Raw genomic sequence first — 22790 nt, 5'->3', positions numbered from 1 at the left:
GCGCCGGACCGCTCCCGCCGCCCACTGTGCGCCGCCCCCGGCGCGGGCCCTCTTCAGGCGCGCCACCGCGCCGCCGAGGTTCAGCCCTGCGGCGGCGGCTGCGCCACGTCCGCCTCCCGCCGGGGCTCGTCCTGGAGCTGGACGCGCGCCTCGGTGCGGTGGCCGCGCGCGATGTAGTCCCGCACGACGGCCTCCACCGCGTCCTGGGGCGACCCGACCCCGGCGAGGACCATCACCTCCACCACGAGCTCGGCGTCGAGACTGATGCTGACCTTGGCTCGGCCTGTCACGGGACCCCCTCCATCCGTTGTGGGAAGGACTCTAATGCTGTGGCCGGACAGGTTCGCCGGGTCGCGGCGCCCGGCACGGCACCCGCGTGGCACCAGCGGGGTCGGACCGGTGTCGTTACACGTGGGGGCGCAGCGTCCAGACGACGGTCATCTCGCCGGTCACGGCCTCGTCCTCGCGCTGGATGGCGATGGTGACGGGGAACTCGGGGCGGCCGCCCGCATCGAGTTCGGCGACGACCTCGGCGGCCGGGCGGCCGAGGGTGGCGGTGGCCGTCACGACGCCTTTGGCGAGCTTCTTGTAGCCGATCTCGGCCTTGACGGCGAGTGGCACGGCCCGGGTGAGCTGGTCGCCGAAGGCGGCCAGGACGATCGCGCCGCTCGCGGACTCGGCGAGGGTGAACATGGCGCCGGCGTGCGGACCGCCGAGGTGGTTGTGGAAGTCCGGCTGGTCGGGAAGCCGGACGACCGCACGCTCGGGGGTGGTCTCCAGGAACTGGAGGTTCAGGGTCTTGGCCATCGGCACGGTCGCGGCGAGCAGTTCGCCCACGTTCATCTGGTCTGCGCTCATGGAACGCGATGTTACCCATGAGTAAGCGGCCTTGGCCATACCGGTACGGGGGCGGCCGTCGCTCCCCGCTCCCGCTCCCACTATCGTTACCGGCCATGTGGCCAGGACAGCAGCAGCCGCCCGGGGGAGAACAGAACCCCCAGGACGCGCATCAGAACCCGTACCAGCAGCAGCCGGGAACGCCGAACCCGTACCAGCAGCAGCCGACGGCGTACGGCGACCAGCAGCCCGGCTACGGATATCCGCAGCAGCCGCCCGCCCCCCAGCAGTGGGGCCAGCAGCCGCCGACCGTTCCGGTACAGCAGTGGGGCGGCCCGCCGCCGCCCTCCGCACCGCAGCCCCCGCGCGGCGGGAGCCCCTTCTCGACCAAGACCGTCGCCATCGTCGCGGCCTCGGCCGTGGTCGTGGCCGCCGCCGGCATGGGGGCGTTCGTCCTGACCCGGGACGACGGTTCCACCGACCAGGCGGACGACAAGCCGACCAGTTCCCCCTCCGCCCCGGCCTCCTCCGGCTCGTCCGCCCCGGCGAGCCCCGGAACCAACCCGCGCGGCGGCGCGGACGCCAAGCCGGTCATCGCGGGCTGGAAGGTCGTCATCAACCCGAAGTACGGCACCGCTTTCGACGTCCCGCCGGACTGGAACGTCCTGTCCTCGGGCATGTCCACCGGCTTCGAGGACGACGTCAAGAACGACGGTTCCCCCGTCGTCATGATGTCCGCACCCGCCTTCCTCAAGGAGGACTGGTGCAAGGTCGACTCGAACAAGGACGGCAAGGAGGAGTCGACCTCGCTCGCGGGGACCGGCACCAAGGGCGGCCAGGGCGCCAAGGACACCGCCGAGGCCGCGCGCAACGAGGCCGGCAACTGGGTGTTCGCCGCCTACGCGCAGAAGGCACCGAAGGGCACCGTCAAGGTCTCCGAGCCGAAGGAGTACACCACCTCCTCCGGGCTCAAGGGCCACATGGCCACCGCGGCCGTGACCGGCCTGCCGAAGGAGAACAAGTGCTCCTCCGACGGCAAGTCCATCGCCTTCAGCTTCACGACCCCCAAGGGTGACCTCTCCAGCTGGGTCCTCTACGGCGCCGCGGGCGTCGAGGGCGAAGTGAGCGCGGAGACCTACGAGAAGATCCTCAGCACCATCCGCATCAACGCCGGCTGATCCGGGCGCTGCCCGAAGCATCCCCTTCCTCCCGGGCCGGTTATCCGTTTGGATTCCCGGCCCGGGGACGGGGATAGTCCGGGGGTGAGTTCTCCCCCCTCCCCCTCTTCCGGCGCCCCCCGTTCGTCCCTGTTCCGCCGCCGGCCGGCCTGGGCGGGCCGCAACTACACCCTGCTGACGGGTGCGGCGGTCGTCACGAACCTCGGGAGCCACGGAGCGCTCATCGCGGCGGCCTTCGCCGTGCTCGACGCCGGTGGCTCCGCCGGGGACGTCGGCCTGGTGGCCGCCGCCCGCACCCTGCCGCTCGTCCTCTTCCTCCTCGTCGGCGGAGCGATCGCCGACCGGATACCGCGCCACCGCGTGATGGTCGCGGCCAACGCCCTGAACTGCCTCTCGCAGGCGGCCTTCGCCCTCCTCGTCCTCGCCGGCGAACCGCGGCTGTGGCAGATGATGCTGCTCACCGCGCTGTGCGGAACCGGTACGGCCTTCTTCAACCCGGCCGCCGAGGGCATGCTCCTGTCCAGCGTCTCCGGCGAGCACGCCAACCGGGCCTTCGCCCTCTTCCGGATGGCGATGAACGGCGCCGGCATCGGCGGAGCCGCCCTCGGCGGGGCGATGATCGCCGGGATGGGGCCCGGCTGGGTCCTGGCCGTGGACGCGGCCGCCTTCGCCGTCGCCGGGTCCCTGCGCGCCTTCCTCGACGTCGGCCACGTGGGCGACCGGGCTCCCGGCGGCGGCCTGCTGGCCGACCTGCGCGAGGGCTGGGTGGAGTTCCGCAGCCGCCCGTGGCTGTGGAGCATCGTGCTCCAGTTCTCCGTAGTCGTCGCCGTCGTGGGCGCCGCCGAGGCGGTCTACGGTCCCCTGGTCGCCCGGGATCAACTGGGCGGCCCGGCCCCCTGGGGCCTGGCCCTGGGCTTCTTCGGCCTCGGGACCATCGGCGGGGCCGTCCTGATGATGGTGTGGAAACCGCGCCGCCTGCTGCTCGTCGGAACGCTGTGCGTCTTCCCGCTGGCGCTCCCCTCGGCGGGGCTGGCGGTGCCGCTGCCGGTGTGGGGCCTGTGCGCGGTGATGTTCGTGAGCGGCACGGCCATCGAGGTGTTCGGCGTCAGCTGGATGACGACGATGCACCAGGAGATCCCGGAGGACAAGTTCTCCCGGGTCTCCGCCTACGACTGGTTCGGCTCCGTGTCGATGCTCCCCCTGGCCACGGCGGTCGCCGGCCCGGTCGAATCCGTCATCGGCCGCACCTCGGCCCTCTGGGGCTGCGCGTCCCTGGTCGTCCTGGTCACCGCTGCCGTCCTCCTCGTCCCGGACGTCCGCCACATGACCCGCAGATCACCGGAACCCGGCCTCGCCAAAGCGCCCGCCCGCGCTCCCGCTGCGGCTCCTGCTCCCGCTCCCGCTTCCGCTCCCGACACCAGCGGCGCACCCCTCACCCGAGGCTGAACGCCCCCTCCGGCGGCTCGGGAGAAGCCACCGCGTCGGCATCCTCCACGGGCAGGGCCCCCCGCATCAGCCGCGCCAGCGCACCCCCCGCCTCGACCCGCGCGGGAAACGCGTCACCCGCGCACGCCCGCGAAAGCCCCGCGACCGGCAGCTCCGCGTCCGAAGCCAGCAGCACCGCGTTCCCGAACCTCCGCCCCCGCAGCACCCCCGGCTCCGCGATCAGCGCCAGCTGCCCGAACACCACCGCGAAGTTCGCCAGCTGGCCGCGCAGGAACCCGAACGGCGCCCCGTCGGCGAGGTTCGCCGCGTACACGCCCCCGGGCCTCAGCACCCGCGCCACCTGCCGCGCGTACTCCACGGAGGTCAGCGAAGCCGGCACCCGGGAGCCCCCGAAGACATCGCCCACCACCACGTCCGCGCTCGCGGCCGGCGCCGACGCCAGCCAGCCCCGCGCGTCGGCGACGTGCACCTCGATCCCGGCGCCCGCCGCCACCGGCAGGAACTCCCCGACCAGGGACACCAGTCCGCCGTCGAACTCCACCACGTCCTGCCGCGAGCCCGGCCGGGTCGCCGCCGCGTACCGCGGCAGCGTCAGCGCGCCGCCGCCCAGGTGCAGCAGGTCCAGCGCGGTCCCCGGCTCGCCCACGCAGTCCAGTACGTGCCCGAGGCGGCGCACGTACTCGAACTCCAGGTGCTCCGGGTCGTCGAGGTCCACGTACGACTGCGGCGCCCCGTCCACGGTGAGCAGCCAGGCCCGCTCCCGGTCGACGTCCGGCAGCAGTTTGGCGGTGCCCTGGGCCACGTCCCGGATCACCGGGATCTGTTCGTCACTCACCGCACCATTGTCAGGCCGCCGGGCCCGCCCAGACGTCGGCCGCCTCCGCGGCGTGCTCGGCGGCCTGCGCGAGGCCCGCCCTGGCCGCCGGGTCGCGCCGGGCGGGGTCCAGTACGTTGCGCCCGAACACCTTGCGGACCGCCGCCGACGGCGTGATCAGCAGGACCTTCGCCCCGGCCGCCCGCAGCCGCGCGGCCTGCGCCGCCGGCGAGGGGACGAGCCCGGAGCCCATCGAGATCGGCGCGAGGATCACCACCCGGGCGTAGCCGGCGGCGAGGTCGGCGTTGGTCGCGGAGCGGACCCCACCGTCGATGAACCGGCGTCCCCCGACCGTCACGGGCGGCCACACCCCCGGTACGGCGCAGCTCGCCGAGACGGCATCGACCAGCCCGGCGCCGCTCTCCCGGTCGAAGGCGGCCGTGTCGCCGGTCAGCGCGTCCACGGCCGCGACGACCAGGCGCCGCTCGGGCCAGTCGTGCGAGACGAGGCGGCCTTCCAGCACCTTGCGGCGCTCCGCCTCCGGTTCGGTGACGGCGGCGAGCGCGATGGCGCCCACGCGCCGCCGGTAGGCCTTCGCGTCGCGCGAACGCACCATCGCGACGGCGTACCGCCCGATCAGCGAGGCCCCCAGCTTCGCGGGGAGCTCGCCGCCGGGATCGCCGAGCTGGCGCTCGTACAGCTCCTGCGGGGTGAGCAGTCCGGAGGCGAGCTGCGCGCCGACGACCGAACCGGCCGAGGTGCCGACGACGAGGTCGGCGCCGAAGAGGTCGACGCCCGCGCGGGCGAGCCCGTACAGCATCCCGGCCTCCCAGCCCACGCCGGTCAGTCCGCCGCCGCCGAGCACCAGCGCCGTGCCCTTGCCGGCGCCGTTGCCGCCTTCGGCCCCTCCGTTGCCGCCGCCGTCCCCGCCTTCGGCCCCGCCGTTGACCTCGTTCCTGCCTTCGCCGCCCATGTTCCGCCGCCCCTCCCCGCATGCCAGTGGTGACGGCAGTCTGGCGCAACCGGACCACCGCCACCACAAGGGGCTTCCCGAACCTTCCGTCCGAAGGCCCGCTACCCGACCGAGGTCACCGTCCCCGCGCCCACGGTGCGGCCTCCCTCACGGATGGCGAAGCCGAGCCCGCTCTCCAGCGGGACGTCCCGCCCGAGCTCCACGGTCATGGTGACCGTCTCCCCCGGCCGGGGGACGCCCGCCCCGCCGAGGTCCACGTCGCCCACCACGTCGGCGGTGCGGATGTAGAACTGCGGCCGGTAGCCGGAGGCCACCGGCGTCGTGCGGCCGCCCTCCCGGGCGGCCAGGACGTACACCCGCGCCGTGAACCGGCGGGTCGGCACGACGCTGCCGGGCGCCGCCACCACGTCCCCGCGGCGCACCGCGTCGCGCGGCACCCCGCGCAGCAGCAGCGCGACGTTGTCCCCGGCCTCGGCGGACTCCATCGGCTTCCCGAAGGTCTCCAGCCCGGTGACCACCGACTCGACGGGCTCGCCGGAACCGCCGAGCAGGCTGACGCGGTCGCCCATGCGTACGGTGCCCCGCTCGACGGCGCCCGTGACGACGGTCCCGCGCCCGGTGATGGTCAGGACGTTCTCCACCGGCATTAGGAACGGCGCGTCCGTGTACCGCACGGGCGTCGGCACGTACGTGTCCACGGCGTCGAGCAGGGCCTCGATCGCCGAGGTCCAGCGCGGCTCGCCCTCCAGCGCCCCGAGCCCGGACACCCGTACGACCGGGGTGGTGTCCCCGCCGTAGCCGTGGGCGGTGAGCAGCTCGCGGACCTCCAGCTCGACCAGGTCGGTGAGCTCGGGGTCCCCGGCGTCGGCCTTGTTCAGCGCGACCACGATGTGGTCGACGCCGACCTGCCGAATGCCCCGGCCAGCACATGGTGGAAGCCCGACCGGGGCAGGCCCGATCGCGCTGAACTGTCCTGCTCGCCGCCGCTCAGCGGGGCGGGGGTCTAGACCCAATGCCGTGTAGTTAGGGGCCGGGGTCTGTGTGTCAAGCAGGCTGAAGGAGAGATGGGGCTCCTGCTAGAACCGTGTCGACCAAGATCACTGTTCAGCAGGAGCCCTATGAACGCCAAGTCTGTGCATTTCTCATGAAGTAGCGGTCGCCGCAGGTCCGTTCGCACCGGGCCATCTGGGGGAGTTAACCCGGATCGTCCCGTTCGAGATGGTCGACGAGGTGCTGGCCGAGGCCGGCAGGACACAGCGGCGAATACGCGATCTTCCCTCACGGGTGGTGGTCTACCTGCTTCTGGCCGGGGCCCTGTTCCCAGGGATCGGATGGCAGCAGGTGTGGCAGCGGCTGACGGCCGGGCTGGACGGACTGGAGCCCGCGACTCCGACGGCCGGTGCCATGGCCCAGGCCCGTAAGCGGGTCGGGGCTGTGCCGTTGCGCCGCTTGTTCGACCTGCTGCGCGGGCCGGCTGCCGGGATCGGCACCGTGGGAGCCCGGTGGCGGGGTCTCCTTGTCTGCGCTGTCGACGGCACGCTGGTAGCCGTGCCCGACAGCCCGGCGAACCAGGCCGAGTTCGTCCGGCACCGCTGCAACAACGGCGGCGCGGGTTACCCCTCGCTCCGGCTGCTGATCCTGGTGTCCTGCGGCACCCGCACCGTTCTGGACGCGGTGTTCGGGCCGACCTCGAACGGTGAGACGTTCTACGCCCCGAGCCTGGTCCGCAGCCTGCGCGAGGGCATGATTGTCCTTCTGGACCGGAACTTCGCCGTCCAGGCACTGGTTGAGGCGATCACCCGCACGGGCGCACACGTCCTGGTCCGGGTGAAGGAACACCGAAGGCTGCCGGTCCTGGGACGCTTCGCGGACGGTTCCTACCTGTCCGGGCTCGGAGCCGTTTCGGTCCGGGTCATCGACTGCGAAATCACTCTCGGCACTTCCCAGGGGCTCCGCACCTGCGCATACCGTCTCGTCACGACCCTGACCGACCCCCGCACACACCCCGCCATCGAGGTGATCAGGCTCTACCACGAGCGGTGGGAGGTCGAGACCTCCTACCTGGAGATCAAGTCCACCATTCTGGGCGGCCGGGTCCTTCGTGCGCGGACCCCTGCCGGCGTCGCTCAGGAAGTCTTCGCCCTGCTGGTCACCTACCAGGTCCTGCGACTGGCCATGGCCGATGCCACCGGTACTCGGCCGGACCCCGATCCCGACCGGGCCAGTTTCTCCATCGCGCTGAACACCGCCCGCGACCTGCTCGTCCAGGCCGCGGGCATCTTCGACAACACGACCGTCGACCTCGTCGGCACCATAGGCCGCCGCGTCCTGGCCTGCCTCATGCCCGCCCGGCGCATCCGCACCCGGCCACGCGTCGTCAAACGCGCCATCTCGAAGTAGAACGCCAAAGGCACCGTCGACAGGACCAGCTACAAGGCCAGCTCAGCATCGACATCCTGACCACCCGCACCCCTTGACGCCGGACACCAAACGCTAACTACACGGCATTGGGACTAGGCCCCGCACTCCTACCGCGGACACCAGGGGCAAGTAAGTAACGGATACCGTCCGGTTCCACCGTTTGCCGACTTCGAAGGCTTAAAACCCGAAAGAGTGGGTTACGCTACGCCGGCCTATGGGTACCCCGTCAGTGCTGTCATTCCATACAGTGACATACGTGTATATCTCCTCATCACCTGACTCCGTGTCGAGCGCACCGGCAGATGCAGATATCGAGATTCTCCTCGTTGCGTTCATTTCAGTGCTGTCCACAGTAAAAAAGGCCGCCTTTCCCCTATATATGCGATCATCCTGACCACCGAACGGCGCGCCTTTATCATCTTCCCATATTTCTACCCGCCATCCGTACTGGAAGCCACTACGAACTTCGGCGGAAGTGAACTGCAATGTTGTGGTGACGGTGAAAAAGACTTCGGTGCCACGGACAGCTGTTCGGTAATCGGGCTGAGATCCTATCTTCACGGACGGCACGGTAAGAGGCACCGCAACCGTATCCCTAACCGTCCCCGACCTACCGGAAGTTGTGGGGGAAGCCGCCGCTGCAACCTGGCATGTTGTGACGCCCAGCGCTGCTGCCAGAAGAAGGGACGTAAATCGCCTATGCATGACTGACCTCGTCGTTCGAATGGGGGGCAGACTAAGGCATCACCGATGCCGGGTCGCTAGCGCATGGTCGGGGCAGCGCATTGCGGGACACTGGACACCCAAGCGGGCGGCTCGAATTTCGCTCTCTTAACAGACTACTGCGCACGCCAATTAGATGCATTTTGAGCATCAGTTGACCTGCACGCGGAATCAACTTGCCTCTGCATCACATGGATGGGAAAATTCGGTCATCCCGGACTGCCGCACCCACCCTCCGTTCAGGTTGCGGTGGAGTGCCCGGCACCTCCGCCGGGCCGGGTCAGGGGGCGCCGGCCGAAGCTCACCGAGGACCAGGCCGCGCTCGCCCGGCGAACTGGGCCTGGCCCGCGCCTGGGTCGCCGGCGACCCGGAGATCGAGGGCGACCTCTACACCGCCCTCGACCTGCTCTCCGGCCTCGTCTGGGAACGCGGCGAGAACGCCCGCACCCTCGCCCAGGCCGTGCGCGACCCCCAGTTCCGCGAAGCCGTCCGCGGCCTGGTGAAGCTCGCCGGACCCCCGCTGCCGCCCGCCCCGCCCCGCGAGGAGAGCCGCCGCACCGGCCACCTCCACACCCGCCGCACCGACCGACGCGCCATCAGCCATCACTACGACGTCGGCAACGACTTCTACGAGCTCGTCCTTGGCCCGTCCATGGTCTACTCCTGCGCCTACTGGGAGTCCGACGACAGCACCCTCGAACTCGCCCAGCGCGACAAGCTCGAACTCGTCTGCAGAAAGCTCGCCCTGGCGCCGGGCCGGCGACTGCTGGACGTCGGCTGCGGCTGGGGCTCGATGGCGATCCACGCCGCCCGCGAGCACGGCGTGAGCGTCGTCGGGATCACTCTCTCCCACGAGCAGGCGACGTACGCCCGCAAGCGCGTCGCCGACGCCGGACTCACCGACCGGATCGAGATCCGCGTCCAGGACTACCGCGACGTGGCCGACGGCCCGCTCGACGCGATCTCCTCCATCGGCATGGCGGAGCACGTTGGCGCGGAGCAGTACCTGGAGTACAACGGCTCGACGACGAGCAGGAGAAGACCGTCCAGCAGATCGCTGACATGTTCGGGGTGCCGAGGTCGACGGTATACGGGCACCTCGACAAAGCCAAGACCGTGCTGCGTCAGCCGAAGAAGTCCGCGGTCATGAAGCCGTGAAAGCTACCAGCGGGTTACTTGTTCCCTGGTGTCTGGGCTAGGACTCCGGGGCCGATACGGTTCGACCAGCGTGCGGCGCCCACTGCTCAGCTCGCCCCTAAAAATCGCGCAGGTTCAGTCGACCATCTCGAACGGGACGATCCGGGTTAACTCCCCCAGATGGCCCGGTGCGAACGGACCTGCGGCGACCGCTACTTCATGAGAAATGCACAGACTTGGCGTTCATAGGGCTCCTGCTGAACAGTGATCTTGGTCGACACGGTTCTAGCAGGAGCCCCATCTCTCCTTCAGCCTGCTTGACACACAGACCCCGGCCCCTAACTACACGGCATTGGGTCTAGAACCTGCGGTAGACGCGGATGGTCCTCTCCGCGACGCACACGGCCCCGTTGCGGAGGATCATCGTGCGGGTGGCTCCCGCCCGGTAGCGGAGATCGGCAATCGGGATCAGATGACCACCGGCTAAGACGTGATCACCGACCTTGAGTTCATGCGGTGGGCAGTCCACGGGGGCCGTACCCGGCGGGATACGGACCGGGGGCGTCTCCCGTGGCGCGCGCCGTCTCAGAGGCACACAGCACGCCGTACGGGCGATCCACTGGAACCCTCCTGGGTCCATCAGCCGCAACACGTTGGGCGCCGGGTACAGCTTGACGATCTCGCCCCGGGCCTGATTCTGCCGGTCGAACACTTTCTCGCCCAGCTTGAAGCCCGTCACCGGGATCCCTTACGGCGCACTCGGCAAGCTGCGGGTCAGCGCAGTCAATATGCCGGTAGACCACTACATCTGGCCCTTCGGGCTTCTCAAGGCTCCCCCGGCGGCAACGGTCGAGCGACTTGATCGGCCTCATACAGGCGGGGCACGTCTCACCTTTCGGGGCGAACGTCTCATACTCGAATCGGCTTGCATCGGTCTCTGTACTGGTCGCCATCGCTGCGTCCTTCGGTCGTCTGCCCGTGCCCGAGATCGTCCCGCTGGGGACAGCAAGCACACAGGGACGCAACGTCCTAGTTTTCGGGTCTTAGGCGACCCCCAGAAAAGTTGCCAGCTTCCGCAGACCGGGGGGCCGGGCCGACCCCGCCCACAGGTCCGACACGATCGCCACCGCCAACGTGTGGTGGCGCATCCATCCGGGAGCCACCTGCCGCAGCCTCTCCAGCGCCTTCACCGCCCCGGCGGCGTCCCCGATATCGGTGTGCGCCCGTGCGACGTCCAGTAGCAGCCAGGTGCGCCACGACGGGGGCGTGTCCGTGCTGAGTCTCATCCCCTTGGCCAGGCTCAAGGCCTCTTCGGGTCGCTCATGCTGGACGGCCAGGCGGACGCGTTCGATGCGGACCGACGACCGGCTGAACACGGACACCAGCTTGCTGTCAGCGGGAGGCGGGAGCGTCGCCAGACGGCCGGCTGCCCTCTCGGCCGTGACCATCATGTCGTTGGCGGTCGCGTAGTCGTCGCTGCGTGCGTAGGACGTGGCCGCAGACATCAGCAAGCCGCCCCACACCCGAACCCCCTCCGACGTTCCCGTGTGCTCCCGCTCCACTCCGTCCGCAGCGTGCACGGCCAGATTCCGGGCATCGTCCAACCGGGCCTGACGCTGGTAGGCCCAAGCGACAGAGTTCGAGACCATCGGGGCAAGCAACGGGTCCGACGAGTCTCCGGCGGCAACGTAGGCACGCTCCAGAGCGGACAGGGCAAGGTCGGTCTTCCCGAGCCGGATGGCAAGGTGTCCGCCGAGTTGCAGTGCCTTGCCGAGCGCCGCTTGACCGGCTGCCCGTTGCCCCGGGTTTCCCACCGCAGCGAGTAGGCGTGCATCGGCGATGATCCCGGGCAGTACGTCCATGAGACGGCCGAACTCCGCCGCGTGGTACAGAGTCCACCCCTCCGCCAGTTCGGCCCGGAGGAGAGGCAGCGACAGCCGTTCAACCCCCGTCGGCTCAACGGGCGGAGCGAACAAGGGAGGCATGATCGCGCGCCGGACGGCTACGAGCTGAGGCGGTTCGGCATCGCCACTGGACGGCACGCCCGGCGGATCCCCCAGAAGACCCGTCAGCTCCACGCCGAGTCCCTTGGCGAGCGAATGCAGCGTCGGCAGGCGGGCGCTGTGCTTCCGATGCTGCTCAAGCTTGCGGATCACGTCCACGGATACTCCGGAACGCTCTGACAGTCCCTCTTGGGTGAGGTCAGCGAGACGGCGCAGTCTGGCCATGCGGTCGCCCAGGTGCTCAGTAGCCATGACTCAGAAGCTACGCCCGAGCGGCGAGCCTGTGTGATCGACGTCAAAACCCGTACAGGGAGCGGTCTGCCATTACGTTCCGGTCCCCGATCTCCCCGTTAAGAGGGCCCTCCCCGCCTCTTAACCAGGTCGTTCTCACCCCGCCATACAGGCATTCCCGCAGGTCATCAGCCCATGGGGGCGGGGAAACGGGCTTACACCCAGCGCGCGCGTTCCGAGCTTGAGCCGGGATCGCTGAGGTAGGTTCCGCCTGAACTTTGCTCGCGCCCTCCCTCCCCAGGTCCGGACATGCGAAAGACCGCCTGCCAGCATGGGCAGACGGTCTCTCAAGTCAGGTCAGGTCACTCGGAGTCGCCCAGTGCCCGGTACAGCGTTGCGCGAGACACCTTGAGCGCCTTGGCAATGGCCGTGACGCTCTCGCCCTGAGCCTTGCGAGCCTTGGCCGCAGCGAGCTTGTCAGCGTCCATCACAGCGGGGCGCCCACCCGTACGACCCTGAGCCCTGGCAGCGTCCGAACGTGCAGCGGAGACGAGGGTGCGACGTCCGAAGGCCGCACACACGCCGCCAGGAGCGCCGAGCGGCCCGCCGCCGGGCTTTCCCCAGCGACGGGCCTCGAACGGTGCTCACGCAGGCCTATTCGGTCTCGACCCCGGCAGGCTGCGCCCATCGGATGTCACAGCGTGCATCGCCGTCGAAGGGCGCACCACGGCGCGCAGCCTGCGTCACGGTAATTCCGGCGATCGCGACCCGCAGAAGATCGCGGCGCATGGGGGTGTCTGCGGCCTCCCACGCCGCGTCAAGCATGTGGTGGTCATCGAACATTGTGAGGTCAACGCGCAGGCCCGAGTACCGAGCTGCGTTCTCCTGTGCTTCCCGAAGGGTCTCCTCGGCTTCGCTGACGAGTCTCGGGAAGTGCTTGCCCATGGCGCCGCCGTAGAGACCCGCAGCGCGGTCGTTGGCAAGCTGCTCGATGGCTGCTTCGGCAGCCTTTACGGCCGCCACAGCCTCCCGTGCGTCCTCGCTCGCCTCTGGCACCGTCAGTGCCGCCCAGCGCTCCGCAACCGCGATCATCAAGGGGTCGAACATCTCCGCGTAGGCAACCTCCGCGAACCAGCGGGAAATGATGTACTCCTCGATGCGCACCCGCATGATTGAGGCGGGAGCAGGGCACGGCTTCCCCATGGCATGGCCGTTGCAGACGTACGAACGGCCCATGGTTGGCATCCTGGAGCCACAGCCGGCGCAGCGGAGAAGGTCAGTCAGCAGGTGAGAGGCTCGCCCAACACGTGTGCCGAGAGCTCCGCGCTGATGACCCGCCTGTACGCGCCGGGCACGTTCTACCAACTCCGTCGGAACTGGATGCACGTCAGCAGCGAACACCCGTACACGCTTCCCCGCAGCGTCCCTGTAAGCCACAGGCCACGTGCGCTCGCGCGAGAGGGCGACCACCTGCCAGCCCTCGTATACGGGATTGGCCACGATTCGGCGGACGGTGGAAGCACCCCAACTCCCGCCCTTCGGCGAAGGGATTCCGTCGGCTGTCAGGCCACGGGCCACGCTGCGCGCCGACGTGCCATTGCTGATCTCATCCAGAATGCGCAGCACTACGGGCCAACCGGCCGCCTGATGCAGCTTGCCTTCCGCGTCCTTTTGGAGCCCGTACGGGGCAGCGGACAGCCATACGCCCTTGCGTCGCTGAGTGCCCTTCGTGTCCCGAACCCTGTATGACAGCAAGTCGGACGACGACTTGGCCCGTTCGGCGTCCATGATGATGCGCTCACGGTCCCGGGGTTCGGCGCTGTCCAGCCGCTCATAGTCGAAGATCAGACGAGTACCCGCGTCCAGCAGCCCGGCGACTACCCCCGCGCCCTTCCGGCTGAACCGGTCCACGGCATAACACCAGAGGGCAGGAACCTCCTCGCGCTTGAGCGCGACCAGTGCGTGATCGAACTCAGGCCGCTTGGTGTCGGTCCACGCACTGAGGTTGTCCTTCCAGACCCTCCGCACCCGGTACCCGTGCTGCTCAGCCCACGAACGGCCGCGATCCTCCTGCGTTTGGAAGGTCAGCGCCTCGACACCTTCCCGCACAATCTTGCTCTTACGCAGATACAGGTCTATCTCTTCCACGTTCCCCACCCTGTGACGGTCGGATCTCACTATGACAGGGTGAACCGACTACATAGTCGGCGTGGCCGGGCATGTCGACGTGCGCGTAGTGCCGGGTGCCGGTCTCGTACTCGACGTGCGTGAGGTTGATGGTGATCCCGCGCCGGGCCTCCTCGGGGGCCCGGTCGATGCGGTCGAACGGCACGAAGGAGGCGTCGCCGCGGGCGGCGAGGACCTTGGTGATGGCGGCGGTCAACGTCGTCTTCCCGTGGTCGACGTGACCCATGGTGCCGATGTTCAGGTGCGGCTTGGTGCGCACGAAGGCCGTCTTGGCCATGATGTCTTCCCGTGTGATCGAAGCTCGAAATACGGGACCCCCTGAGCGAACCGACCCTCCCCCTGTGGGGTCCGCCGGACGATCCGGGAAGGGTCAGCTTCGTGCGCCGCCGAATGCGGGTGCCGGTGCGGGTGCGGGTGCCCCTGCGGCGAGCTCTGCGAGGACGGCAGCCTTCGGCGCGTCCGCGACTGCGGACGGCGCTGCGGGGAAGGCGTACCGGGACATGTGGCTGATCCTGCCGGGCCGGACCCGGCCCGTCGAATGGTTATTCGCCGGACCGCCCCGCGGCCGGTGATTCTTGAGCGCCTCGGGCACTGCGGGGAACCCGCGGCCGCCCCGGGTCGTTCGACCGCATGAGGCCCCGGATTACGGCGCGGGGTCATACGGGTCGGTTAGTCTCCCGGAATGTCCCTCCTCCTCGCGCCGTGGACCCGGCTCTCGCTGCTCGTCGTGCTGCTCCTGGCGGCCGGGGTGTGCGTCGTGCTGTTCGAGCCCCAGCGCCTGCTCTCGGAGGGCTGGCCCCCGGGGCTTCCGGTCGGCGCGGCCGTGCTGCTCTTCGCCGGGGCGTACGGGGTGTGCACGGCCGCCCTGGTGCCGCGTCCCCTGCTGAACCTGGCCTCGGGCGCCCTCTTCGGATCCCAGTTCGGCCTGGCCGCGGCGGTCGCCGGCTCGGTCGTCGGCGCCGGGATCTCCTTCGGCCTCGGCCGGCTGATGGGCCGGGACGCCCTGCGCCCGCTGATCCGCGGCCGCTGGCTGCGAGCGGCCGACGACCAGCTGGCCCGGCACGGCTTCCGCTCGATGCTCGCGGTCCGGATCTTCCCCGGCCTGCCCTTCGCCGTCGCCAACTACGGGGCCGCGATGACCCGCTGCGGCTTGCTCCCCTTCCTCCTCGCCACCGCGATCGGCGTGATCCCGAACACGGCCGCGTACGTCGTCGCGGGGGCCAGCGCCTCCTCCCCGACCTCCCCCGCGTTCCTCGCCTCGTTCGGCTTCATCGCCCTCTCCGCGGTGGGGGCGGCGGTCGTCGCGTGGCGCAAGCGGCACCACCTCGTGCCCGCAGGCGAGTCCGCGCGCCGAGCCGCGCCCCGGACGGCGCCCCAGACGGCGTCCCGGACCGGGCGATCGCCGGGCCGACAACCCCTGCCGACCCGCGAACTGACGCCCGTACACCCCCCTGTGGTCACGGCGGCACCCCACGGGCCCTAGCATCGGAACCGAACTGCCCGACGATCACAAGGACGAGCGCACCCCGACATGAGCTGGTTCGAATCCCTAATCCTCGGTCTCGTCCAGGGGCTTACGGAGTTCCTCCCGATCTCCTCCAGCGCCCACCTGCGGCTGACCGCGGCGTTCGCCGGCTGGCACGATCCGGGAGCGGCCTTCACCGCCATCACGCAGATCGGCACCGAGGCCGCCGTGTTGATCTACTTCCGCAAGGACATCGCGCGGATCGTCTCCACGTGGTTCCGCTCGCTGTACACCAAGGCGCTGCGTTCCGAGCAGGAAGCCAAGATGGGCTGGCTGGTGATCGTCGGCTCGATCCCGATCGGCGTGCTCGGCCTCGCCTTCAAGGACCAGATCGAGGGCCCGTTCCGCGATCTGCGCCTGATCGCCACCACCCTCATCGTGATGGGAATCGTGCTCGGCGTCGCGGACCGGCTGGCCGCGCGCGACGAGGAAGGCGGCCGGCACCGCGCCATCCGCGAGCGCAAGACGCTCAAGGAGCTGGGCGTCAAGGACGGCCTGATCTTCGGCCTCTGCCAGGCTATGGCCCTGATCCCGGGCGTCTCCCGCTCCGGTGCGACGCTCTCCGGCGGCCTGCTGCTGGGCTTCACCCGCGAGGCGGCGGCCCGCTACTCCTTCCTCCTCGCCATCCCGGCCGTGCTGGCCTCGGGCCTGTTCGAGATCAAGGACGTGATCGAGGACCCGGGCCACATCTCCTGGGGCCCCACGATCTTCGCGACGGTCGTCGCCTTCGTCGTCGGGTACGTGGTCATCGCCTGGTTCATGAAATTCATCTCCAGCAAGAGCTTCATGCCCTTCGTGATCTACCGGATCCTGCTGGGCATCCTGCTGTTCGTGCTGATCGGCATGGGTGTGCTGAGCCCCCACGCCGGCGAGTCGGCCGGCTAGTACGGGCACCGCTCACCGCTTCGCGTGAATCGCAGGCCGCTCGGGAACGTTCCCGGGCGGCCTGCGCGTCGTTGTGCTTGGAGAGGCCTGAAGCTGAGCATCAGGGGGTGTCCCATGGGTCGAGTGGTATTGGAGCGGTTTCCGGCCGGCAGTCCGAGGGGGAGCTGGCCGGCCGAGGAGTACGCGGCGCAGCGGGCCCGCGAGGGGGTTTCGGTAGAGGTCGTGATGGACCTGGACAGTGACGCGTTCCTGGTCGTGGTCCGGCCCCGGGAGGCGCGTTCCGGTCACTGCCCGGACGCCCGGTGATCCCGTTCCCGCACGCCCCTTGGCCTCCGCGCCCCGCACCCTCACACTGACCCGATGACGCAGCGTGTGGACCTTGCGACCGTGATGGACCGGCTGGCGATCGACGAAGTGGTCACGGGGTACGCGGTGGCCGTCGACGACGGCGACTGGGCCGCCTACCGCGCCCTGTTCGCCCCGGGCGGGCGGGCCGACTACGGCTCGGCGGGCGGGGTCGAGGGGCCGGCCGGGGAGGTCGCGGACTGGCTCGCGGAGACGATGAAGCTGTTTCCGGTGCGCCAGCACCTCATCGTCAACCGGCTGATCCGGGTGGCGGACCTGGGCGGCTCCCCCGGTGACACCGCGGAGGTCCGGGCGGACTTCCTCAACCCGATGCGGCTGGCCGGTGAGGAGTCCGACGGCACGGTCACCGCGCCGAATTTCGTCGCCGCGGGCCGCTACGCCTTCGCCCTCGTCCGCACCGCCCGTTCCGGCTGGCGGCTCTCCCGGGTCACCGTCCACGAGAAGTGGCGGCACACGTCGTTCTGACCCGGACGTGAACCGCGGGTCTCGTGAACCACAGGGCGCGAACGACAGGGCGTGAACCAGCGGGCGTAAACCAGCGGGCGTGAACCAGCGGGCGTGAACCACCGGGCGTGAACCACAGGGCGCGAACCACAGGGCTGTTCCACACTGGAAGCGGAGGCCCCTCATGGTGCTGACGGTCTCGAAGCGGGTGGCACGGCGGCGTGCGGCGGCGGCCGTCGCCGCCGGTGCGCTGCCCTGCCTCGCCTTCCCCGCCCCCGCGCTCTGGTGGTTCGCCTACGTCGCCCTCGTGCCCTGGATGCTGCTGCTGAGGTCCGCCCCCACCGGCCGGCGCGCCGCCCTGGAGGGCTGGCTCGGCGGCGCCGGGTTCGTCTTCGCGGTCCACCACTGGCTGTTGCCCAGCCTGCACGTCTTCCTGTTCGTCCTGGCCGCGCTGTTGGGCGCGCTGTGGATCCCCTTCGCCCTGCTGGTGCGGGAGTTGCTCGGCGGGGCCCCGAGCGGGGGCCGGGCGGCCGCGGCGCTGGTCCTCGTACCGTCGGGCTGGCTGCTGTCGGAGCTGGCCCGTTCGTGGCAGGGGCTGGGCGGGCCGTGGGGGCTGCTGGGGGCCAGTCAGTGGCAGGTGGCGCCCGCGCTGCGGCTGGCCTCGGTGGGCGGGGTCTGGCTGGTCGGCCTGGTCGTGGTGGCGGTGAACTGCGCGCTGGTGCTGCTGGTCGCGATACCCGGGGCCCGGGCCCCGGCGGTCGCCGGGGTGACGGGGTGCGCGGTACTCACGGGGGTGGTGTGGCTGTGGGCGCCCCGACCGGAGGTCTCGGGCGGCCTGCGCGTGGCCGTCGTACAGCCGGGTCTGGTCGCGGACGGCCCGGACGCCCCGGAGCGGCGGTTCGCCATCGGCGAGGAGCTCACCCGGAGCCTGGCGGGGCAGCGCCCGGACCTGGTGGTGTGGGGCGAGAGCAGTGTCGGGGAGGACCTGACGGCCCGCCCGGACCTGGCCCGGCGGCTCGCCGACCTGTCGGCGCGGGTTGGGGCTCCGCTGCTGGTCAACGTGGACGCACGGCCCGCCGACCGGCCGGGGATCCGCAAATCGGCGGTCCTCGTCGGACCGGGCGGCCCGACCGGCGACCGGTACGACAAGATGCGCCTGGTGCCCTTCGGCGAGTACGTGCCGGCCCGCGCGCTGCTGGGCTGGGCCACCTCGGTCGGCAAGGCGGCCGGCGAGAACCGCGTCCCGGGCGGCGCCCAGGTCCTGATGGACCTGCCCGGCCGGGCGGACGTCCGGATCGCCCCGCTGGTCTGCTTCGAGTCGGCGTTCCCCGACATGAGCCGCAACCTCGTCCGGGACGGCGCCGCGCTGCTGGTCGACCAGTCGGCCACGTCCAGTTTCCAGGGCGGCTGGGCCCCGGCCCAGCACGCCTCGCTGTCCGCGCTGCGCGCCGCCGAGACGGGCCGCCCCATGGTCCACGCCACGCTCACCGGCATCAGCGAGGTGCACGGCCCGTCGGGCGAGCGGGTCGGTCCGGCGCTGTCCACCTCGGCGCGTGAGGCACGGGTGTACGAGGTCCCGCTCGCCCGGGGCACGACCCTGTACGTCCGCTTCGGGGACTGGCCGGTGGGCGCGGCACTGGCCGCCCTGGCCGCCTGCTGCGCGGCCGGGGGCGTCCGCTCCGTACGGCTCGGCACACCGGCCGGGACACCGGCCGGCACGCCGGTCCCCGAGCCACTCGGGGAACTTCCCAGCAAGAACTAGGCCGTCCCTTTCGGATCCGGCCGAACAAGCCGGACGAGCCGCCGGGAGGATCGCTCAGGAAGCCTGCTCCAGAGCGGACTCCACCACCCGCTCGCACAGCTCGTGCGTGCGCAGCGCGTCGCGCGCGCTGAGGGTCCGGCCGGCTTCCACGGCCTCCAGGAAGGCGTCCACCACCTGTTCGATGCCGCGCTGGCGGGCGACCGGCACCCAGTCCCCGCGCCGCCGGATCGTCGGCTGGCCCTTGTGGTCGATGATCTCCGCGAGGTTGACCACCTGGCGCTTGGTGTCCTGCCCGGACGCCTCCAGGACCTCCTCCGTCGAGCCGGAGAGGCGGTTCATGATGCCGAGCGCCGTGAAGCCGGCGCCCGACATCTGGAGCACCACCTGACTCATCAGCCCCTCGCGCACCACGGCCCGTACGTCGACCTGATCGGCCTCGCCGGGCAGCAGGAAGCGCAGGGTGTCGACGACGTGGATGAAGTCGTCGAGGACGAAGGTCCGCACGTCCTCGGGTAGGCCCACACGGTTCTTCTGCATGACGATCAGCTCGCGCGGGTGGTCGGCGCACTGCGCGTAGCCGGGCGCGTGGCGGCGGTTGAAGCCGACGGCGAGCGAGACCCCGCGCTTCTCGGCCAGTTCGACCAGGCGCCGCGAGTCCGCGAGTTCGTAGGCGATCGGCTTGTCCACGTACGTCGGGACGCCCGCCTCCAGCAGCCGCTCCACGATCTCGGGGTGGGCGGCGGTCGAAGCGTGTACGAAGGCCGCGTCGAGCTTCTGCGCGAGCAGGGAGTCGAGGTCGGTGTGCAGGCGCTCGGCCGGGACGTGATGGAGGGCACCGACCCGCTCGAGGGTGGCCGGGGTCCTGGTCTGCAGGTGCAGTTCGAGCCCTGGGCGGGCGGTGAGGACGGGCAGGTACGCCTTCTGCGCGATGTCGCCGAGTCCGATACAGCCGACCTTCACCGAGAGCCTCCAGGTTGTTCCTCGTGGGATGTGCGCAGCCTAATCGTTGGTGGCCCTGGCTTTGTCGGTCAGTAGCGAGAGCGTTCGTTGTCCAAGAGCGAGAACACCCCGTGGGCGCGGAAGACGTTGTAGCCGAGTTTCAGCAACGCCCGGTTGATTGGCTTGCCCCGGATATCGTGCGTTCCCCCGGCGGGGGTGGATGCGGAGCCTGGCGGTGTGCCGCGTACGGGTCAGCGTGCGCATCATGAGCAAGACCTCGCCACGTGGTCCGAAGCCCTGCGGACAGAGCCGCCGGTAACCGCCGCCGCGGTCGTGGTCGGGCGGCCCGGTTCAGGAGGCGAGGTGACAGGATGACGCAGTGTCCGACTCTCTGCATGAACCGTGGCTGCGCGGCATCGCCTTCAATCCGGCGGCGCCCTCCGACGTACTGGTACGCCTGCTGGATCGAGCGGCCGGTGAAGCCGGCCTGCTGATGTGCGAGGGTCGTGACCTGCCTGACGCCATCATCGACGCGGTCCTGTGCCATCCGGACTACGTCATCCGCCGCGCGCTCGCCCGCAACCGGTACGTCGACCCGGCGCGGCTCGCCCCCTTGGCGACGGACCCGTCGGGGATCGTCCGCGGGTGGCTCGCCTCCGGCCCCCGTCCCCGTCACTACCCCCGATGGATCCGACCGCTGCCGGACGACATCCTCGTGACCCTCCTGATGGCCCAGGACGCGGGCGAGGACGGCAAGGTCACCGCGAAGGAGATCATCGGGGAGCTCGATTCGTCCCGGCAGATCCCCCTGTCCTTCTTCCGCTCCATCGCCGGCCACGAGCACCCCGAACTCCGGATACGGGCGACTTGGAGGTGGGAGTCACTCACACCGGCGCAGCGGGCGGGGCTGCTCGACGATCCGGACCCCGCGGTCCGTGAAGCCGCGCAGGACAGGAACTGGCGGCAGGACCCGGAACGGGTGGAGGCCAGACTGCCGTCCTTCGGCTCGCGCAACGCATTCGTGTTCGATGCATGTGCTCTGACCCCCGCGCTCGTCGAGCAGTGCTTCGCGGACGGCACGGTGCTCCCCTTGGCCCGCAACCCGCACACCCCGGCCTACGCCCTCGCCCGGCTCGCCCGCCACCCCGACGCGGAGGTCCGCGCGTCGGTCGCCGCCCGGCCCGACGTGGGACCGGACCTGGTGGCGGAGTTGAGGCAGGACCCGCACGAGTACGTGCGGATGTGCGCGCGCCTCCAATCCTTCACCCGTACCTGGGCGGAGTACGGGGCGATCGATCAGGTCATCGGGCACGGTCCTGACTGCACCTGCCCGATCGGCGAGCCGTTCACCACGTCGGATATCGAGCCGGACGTCGGGCCGTCGCCCGAGTGGTTCGCCTCCTGTGCGGTGTCCGAGGAACCGGCGCTCCGCCGGGTTGCGGCAAGTTGGCCGGGCCTGCCGGCGGAACTCGCCGAGACGCTCGCGCAGGACGACGACGAGGAGGTGAGGATCCGGCTGGCCTGCCACCACCCGCTGGCTCCGCCGCACCTCCTCCTGGATGTCTTCGTCACCCGCCCGGCCCACCGTCCGCACCTGCTGGCCCTGCCCGCGTTCCCCCGTACCGGCCGGGCCCACCTCGTCGACCACCCGGACCCCGAGGTAAGGGCCCTGGCCGCAGCCGATCCCGCCCTGCCCGACCCCCCGCTGGAGGACCCCGACGCGTCGGTGCGCCGGGCAGCGGCCACCAACCCGAGCCTGTCACCGGAAGCCCTGGAGACCCTCCTCGCCGACCCCCATACCGCCGAGGGCGCTGCGTCCAACCCGGCACTCCCCGTTCCGCACATGCACGCACTCCTCGACCACTGCCTGAACGGCGCCGCCACCGTGCCGACGGCCGTCCGCCGCTGACAGACGACGACCACGTAGCGATCACAGGCACGGCAACCTCCGTGGACCATCGACTGGCGTCGACACACCAGAGAAGCGTTTCCACATCTCAGCAACATTCCGGACATCAGCAACAAGCGACTGCTCCTGCAACTCGTCTACAAACGTTCTCCCTTCTCACCTACGCAGCCAGTGGCCCCGGACGGGTTCGAGCAGAATGGGGGCCATGACCATCAATGACGGATCCCACCGCGTCGAACCCGCCACCACGGCGGACGAGCGCGACATGCTCGACGGCTGGCTCGACTACCACCGCTCCACCTTGACCTGGAAGTGCCAGGGCCTCTCCGACGAGCAGCTCCGCTCCACCCCTCTGCTGCCGTCCGAACTGAGCCTGCTGGGGCTGGTGCGGCACATGGCCGAGGTCGAACGGTACTGGTTCCGGGAGATCATGCTGGGCGAGGAGCTGCCCGAGCTGTACAGCACGGACGAAGACCCCGACGGGGACTTCCACTTCACCGACAAGGCCACGGGCGCCCAGGCCGAGGAGGTGTGGCGGACCGAGGTCGAGCTGGCCCGGCAGGCCGCGGCCGGCCGCTCGCTGGACCTCACCTCCGAAGCCGAAAGCCACCGCCGGGGCGAGGTGTTCAGCCTGCGCTGGGTCTACCACCACATGATCGAGGAGTACGCGCGGCACAACGGCCACGCGGACCTGCTGCGGGAGCACCTCGACGGCGCCACCGGCGAGTAGCCTCCGGTCAACGCGCGGGCGTCCGCCGCGTCCAGGAGCGAGTAGCCGTCACCCGTGCGGGGTGAATATCGGCTCCGGGTTTTCGCAACGGGGTGTTCGCCCAGCAGAGTTGCCGGGTGCATCCAACCCGAACCACGACAAAACTGCTGCTCGGAGTCGCCTGTGCCGTTTCGGCCGTCTCCGGATGTGTGAACGTGACCCCGCCCTCCGCGCAGCCGGCGGCCGCGCCCAGCACCCCGGGGGCGCCGCCCCGGCACGCGCCGCGGGGCGGGCCCGGGGC

20 protein-coding genes and 3 pseudogenes are annotated in these 22790 nt (G+C 70.5%); 11 read left to right on the top strand and 12 right to left on the bottom strand.

Translation table 11 applies throughout. From position 1 onward, the window contains the following. Positions 1-80 precede the first annotated feature (80 nt). A complete protein-coding gene (locus J7E97_RS19015) occupies positions 81-233 on the bottom strand; it encodes a DUF2191 domain-containing protein (protein WP_215028602.1) in 153 nt (50 codons plus the stop codon). A 172-nt stretch (positions 234-405) separates the two neighbouring features. Continuing rightward, complete coding sequence (locus tag J7E97_RS19010) at positions 406-858, bottom strand: DUF4442 domain-containing protein (RefSeq protein ID WP_215028600.1); 453 nt, start codon at positions 856-858, stop codon at positions 406-408. 95 nt (positions 859-953) lie between these two features. Between J7E97_RS19010 and J7E97_RS19005 the strand changes: the two genes are divergently transcribed. Next, positions 954-2015 carry a hypothetical protein gene (locus J7E97_RS19005; RefSeq protein WP_215028597.1) on the top strand — a complete coding sequence of 354 codons (1062 nt, stop codon included), beginning with the start codon at positions 954-956 and terminating at the stop codon, positions 2013-2015. Positions 2016-2099: 84 nt separating this feature from the next. Then, the gene (locus tag J7E97_RS19000; RefSeq protein WP_215028594.1) at positions 2100-3461 is read left to right on the top strand and encodes an MFS transporter; all 1362 of its coding nucleotides are present in this window, start codon (positions 2100-2102) and stop codon (positions 3459-3461) included. Here J7E97_RS19000 and J7E97_RS18995 read toward each other — a convergent pair. The 3 genes and pseudogenes from J7E97_RS18995 to J7E97_RS18985 all read right to left on the bottom strand — a co-directional run. After that, positions 3448-4296, bottom strand: a complete 849-nt coding sequence (locus J7E97_RS18995) for a spermidine synthase (protein WP_215028592.1) — start codon at positions 4294-4296, stop codon at positions 3448-3450. The genes J7E97_RS19000 and J7E97_RS18995 overlap by 14 nt on opposite strands. 10 nt (positions 4297-4306) lie before the next feature. Continuing rightward, the gene (locus J7E97_RS18990) at positions 4307-5248 is read right to left on the bottom strand and encodes a patatin-like phospholipase family protein (protein WP_215028590.1); all 942 of its coding nucleotides are present in this window, start codon (positions 5246-5248) and stop codon (positions 4307-4309) included. Positions 5249-5349: 101 nt separating this feature from the next. After that, a pseudogene (locus J7E97_RS18985) lies at positions 5350-6159 on the bottom strand (EF-Tu/IF-2/RF-3 family GTPase); the annotation flags it as partial. A 220-nt stretch (positions 6160-6379) separates the two neighbouring features. Here J7E97_RS18985 and J7E97_RS18980 point away from each other — a divergent pair. Next, positions 6380-7648 (top strand): IS4 family transposase, encoded by a 1269-nt coding sequence (locus J7E97_RS18980; RefSeq protein ID WP_285428409.1) that lies wholly within the window; start codon positions 6380-6382, stop codon positions 7646-7648. 198 nt (positions 7649-7846) lie between these two features. Here J7E97_RS18980 and J7E97_RS18975 read toward each other — a convergent pair whose 3' ends face one another. Beyond that, positions 7847-8230 carry a hypothetical protein gene (locus J7E97_RS18975; RefSeq protein ID WP_215028588.1) on the bottom strand — a complete coding sequence of 128 codons (384 nt, stop codon included), beginning with the start codon at positions 8228-8230 and terminating at the stop codon, positions 7847-7849. Between the two features lie 373 nt (positions 8231-8603). On the opposite strand from J7E97_RS18975, the pseudogene J7E97_RS18970 reads away from it, so the two are divergent. Next, a pseudogene (locus tag J7E97_RS18970) lies at positions 8604-9452 on the top strand (class I SAM-dependent methyltransferase); the annotation flags it as partial. Between the two features lie 435 nt (positions 9453-9887). Here the strand turns inward: J7E97_RS18970 and J7E97_RS18965 are convergent. The 5 genes and pseudogenes from J7E97_RS18965 to J7E97_RS18945 form a co-directional block, all read right to left on the bottom strand. Next, entirely contained in the window at positions 9888-10268 is a 381-nt protein-coding gene (locus J7E97_RS18965; protein WP_215028587.1) for a hypothetical protein, read from the bottom strand. 304 nt (positions 10269-10572) lie between these two features. Next, the gene (locus tag J7E97_RS18960) at positions 10573-11784 is read right to left on the bottom strand and encodes a helix-turn-helix domain-containing protein (protein WP_215028586.1); all 1212 of its coding nucleotides are present in this window, start codon (positions 11782-11784) and stop codon (positions 10573-10575) included. 341 nt (positions 11785-12125) lie between these two features. Then, positions 12126-12254 carry a helix-turn-helix domain-containing protein gene (locus tag J7E97_RS18955; protein WP_308346579.1) on the bottom strand — a complete coding sequence of 43 codons (129 nt, stop codon included), beginning with the start codon at positions 12252-12254 and terminating at the stop codon, positions 12126-12128. Positions 12255-12417: 163 nt separating this feature from the next. Next, entirely contained in the window at positions 12418-13911 is a 1494-nt protein-coding gene (locus J7E97_RS18950) for a recombinase family protein (RefSeq protein WP_215028583.1), read from the bottom strand. A 49-nt stretch (positions 13912-13960) separates the two neighbouring features. Continuing rightward, a pseudogene (locus tag J7E97_RS18945) lies at positions 13961-14227 on the bottom strand (GTP-binding protein); the annotation flags it as partial. Between the two features lie 405 nt (positions 14228-14632). Here J7E97_RS18945 and J7E97_RS18940 point away from each other — a divergent pair. From J7E97_RS18940 to lnt, 5 genes are all read left to right on the top strand, one after another. After that, the gene (locus J7E97_RS18940) at positions 14633-15433 is read left to right on the top strand and encodes a TVP38/TMEM64 family protein (RefSeq protein WP_215028581.1); all 801 of its coding nucleotides are present in this window, start codon (positions 14633-14635) and stop codon (positions 15431-15433) included. 48 nt (positions 15434-15481) lie between these two features. Next, positions 15482-16360 carry an undecaprenyl-diphosphate phosphatase gene (locus tag J7E97_RS18935; RefSeq protein ID WP_215028579.1) on the top strand — a complete coding sequence of 293 codons (879 nt, stop codon included), beginning with the start codon at positions 15482-15484 and terminating at the stop codon, positions 16358-16360. Between the two features lie 114 nt (positions 16361-16474). After that, positions 16475-16666, top strand: coding sequence for a hypothetical protein (locus J7E97_RS18930; protein ID WP_215028577.1), 192 nt, complete (start codon positions 16475-16477; stop codon positions 16664-16666). Positions 16667-16720: 54 nt separating this feature from the next. Continuing rightward, positions 16721-17191, top strand: coding sequence for a nuclear transport factor 2 family protein (locus J7E97_RS18925; RefSeq protein ID WP_215028575.1), 471 nt, complete (start codon positions 16721-16723; stop codon positions 17189-17191). Between the two features lie 163 nt (positions 17192-17354). Continuing rightward, on the top strand, positions 17355-18932 hold the full coding sequence (gene lnt, locus J7E97_RS18920; RefSeq protein ID WP_215028573.1) for an apolipoprotein N-acyltransferase: 1578 nt from the start codon (positions 17355-17357) through the stop codon (positions 18930-18932). Positions 18933-18986: 54 nt separating this feature from the next. Here the strand turns inward: lnt and J7E97_RS18915 are convergent, their stop codons facing one another. Further along, entirely contained in the window at positions 18987-19892 is a 906-nt protein-coding gene (locus tag J7E97_RS18915; protein WP_215028571.1) for a Gfo/Idh/MocA family protein, read from the bottom strand. A gap of 358 nt (positions 19893-20250) precedes the next feature. Here J7E97_RS18915 and J7E97_RS18910 point away from each other — a divergent pair, with 358 nt between their 5' ends. Continuing rightward, on the top strand, positions 20251-21780 hold the full coding sequence (locus J7E97_RS18910) for a hypothetical protein (protein WP_215028569.1): 1530 nt from the start codon (positions 20251-20253) through the stop codon (positions 21778-21780). Between the two features lie 205 nt (positions 21781-21985). Then, on the top strand, positions 21986-22510 hold the full coding sequence (locus J7E97_RS18905; protein ID WP_215028567.1) for a DinB family protein: 525 nt from the start codon (positions 21986-21988) through the stop codon (positions 22508-22510). The last annotated feature ends 280 nt before the right edge of the window (positions 22511-22790 follow it).

This window comes from Streptomyces sp. ISL-66 (assembly GCF_018614135.1).
Taxonomy (GTDB): domain Bacteria; phylum Actinomycetota; class Actinomycetes; order Streptomycetales; family Streptomycetaceae; genus Streptomyces.
The sequence above is the reverse complement of the archived record's forward strand: the minus strand, read 5'-3'. Positions and strand labels throughout refer to the sequence as shown.

What these genes read in the sequence shown, in the direction of transcription:
- J7E97_RS18905 (WP_215028567.1), top strand. Translation starts at nt 21,986, where the DNA reads ATGACCATCAATGACGGATCCCACCGCGTCGAACCCGCCACCACGGCG.
- J7E97_RS18935 (WP_215028579.1), top strand. Translation starts at nt 15,482, where the DNA reads ATGAGCTGGTTCGAATCCCTAATCCTCGGTCTCGTCCAGGGGCTTACG.
- J7E97_RS18960 (WP_215028586.1), bottom strand. Translation starts at nt 11,784, where the DNA reads ATGGCTACTGAGCACCTGGGCGACCGCATGGCCAGACTGCGCCGTCTC.
- J7E97_RS19015 (WP_215028602.1), bottom strand. Translation starts at nt 233, where the DNA reads ATGGTCCTCGCCGGGGTCGGGTCGCCCCAGGACGCGGTGGAGGCCGTC.
- J7E97_RS18925 (WP_215028575.1), top strand. Translation starts at nt 16,721, where the DNA reads ATGACGCAGCGTGTGGACCTTGCGACCGTGATGGACCGGCTGGCGATC.
- J7E97_RS18940 (WP_215028581.1), top strand. Translation starts at nt 14,633, where the DNA reads ATGTCCCTCCTCCTCGCGCCGTGGACCCGGCTCTCGCTGCTCGTCGTG.
- J7E97_RS18930 (WP_215028577.1), top strand. Translation starts at nt 16,475, where the DNA reads ATGGGTCGAGTGGTATTGGAGCGGTTTCCGGCCGGCAGTCCGAGGGGG.
- lnt (WP_215028573.1), top strand. Translation starts at nt 17,355, where the DNA reads ATGGTGCTGACGGTCTCGAAGCGGGTGGCACGGCGGCGTGCGGCGGCG.
- J7E97_RS18990 (WP_215028590.1), bottom strand. Translation starts at nt 5,248, where the DNA reads ATGGGCGGCGAAGGCAGGAACGAGGTCAACGGCGGGGCCGAAGGCGGG.
- J7E97_RS19005 (WP_215028597.1), top strand. Translation starts at nt 954, where the DNA reads ATGTGGCCAGGACAGCAGCAGCCGCCCGGGGGAGAACAGAACCCCCAG.
- J7E97_RS19010 (WP_215028600.1), bottom strand. Translation starts at nt 858, where the DNA reads ATGAGCGCAGACCAGATGAACGTGGGCGAACTGCTCGCCGCGACCGTG.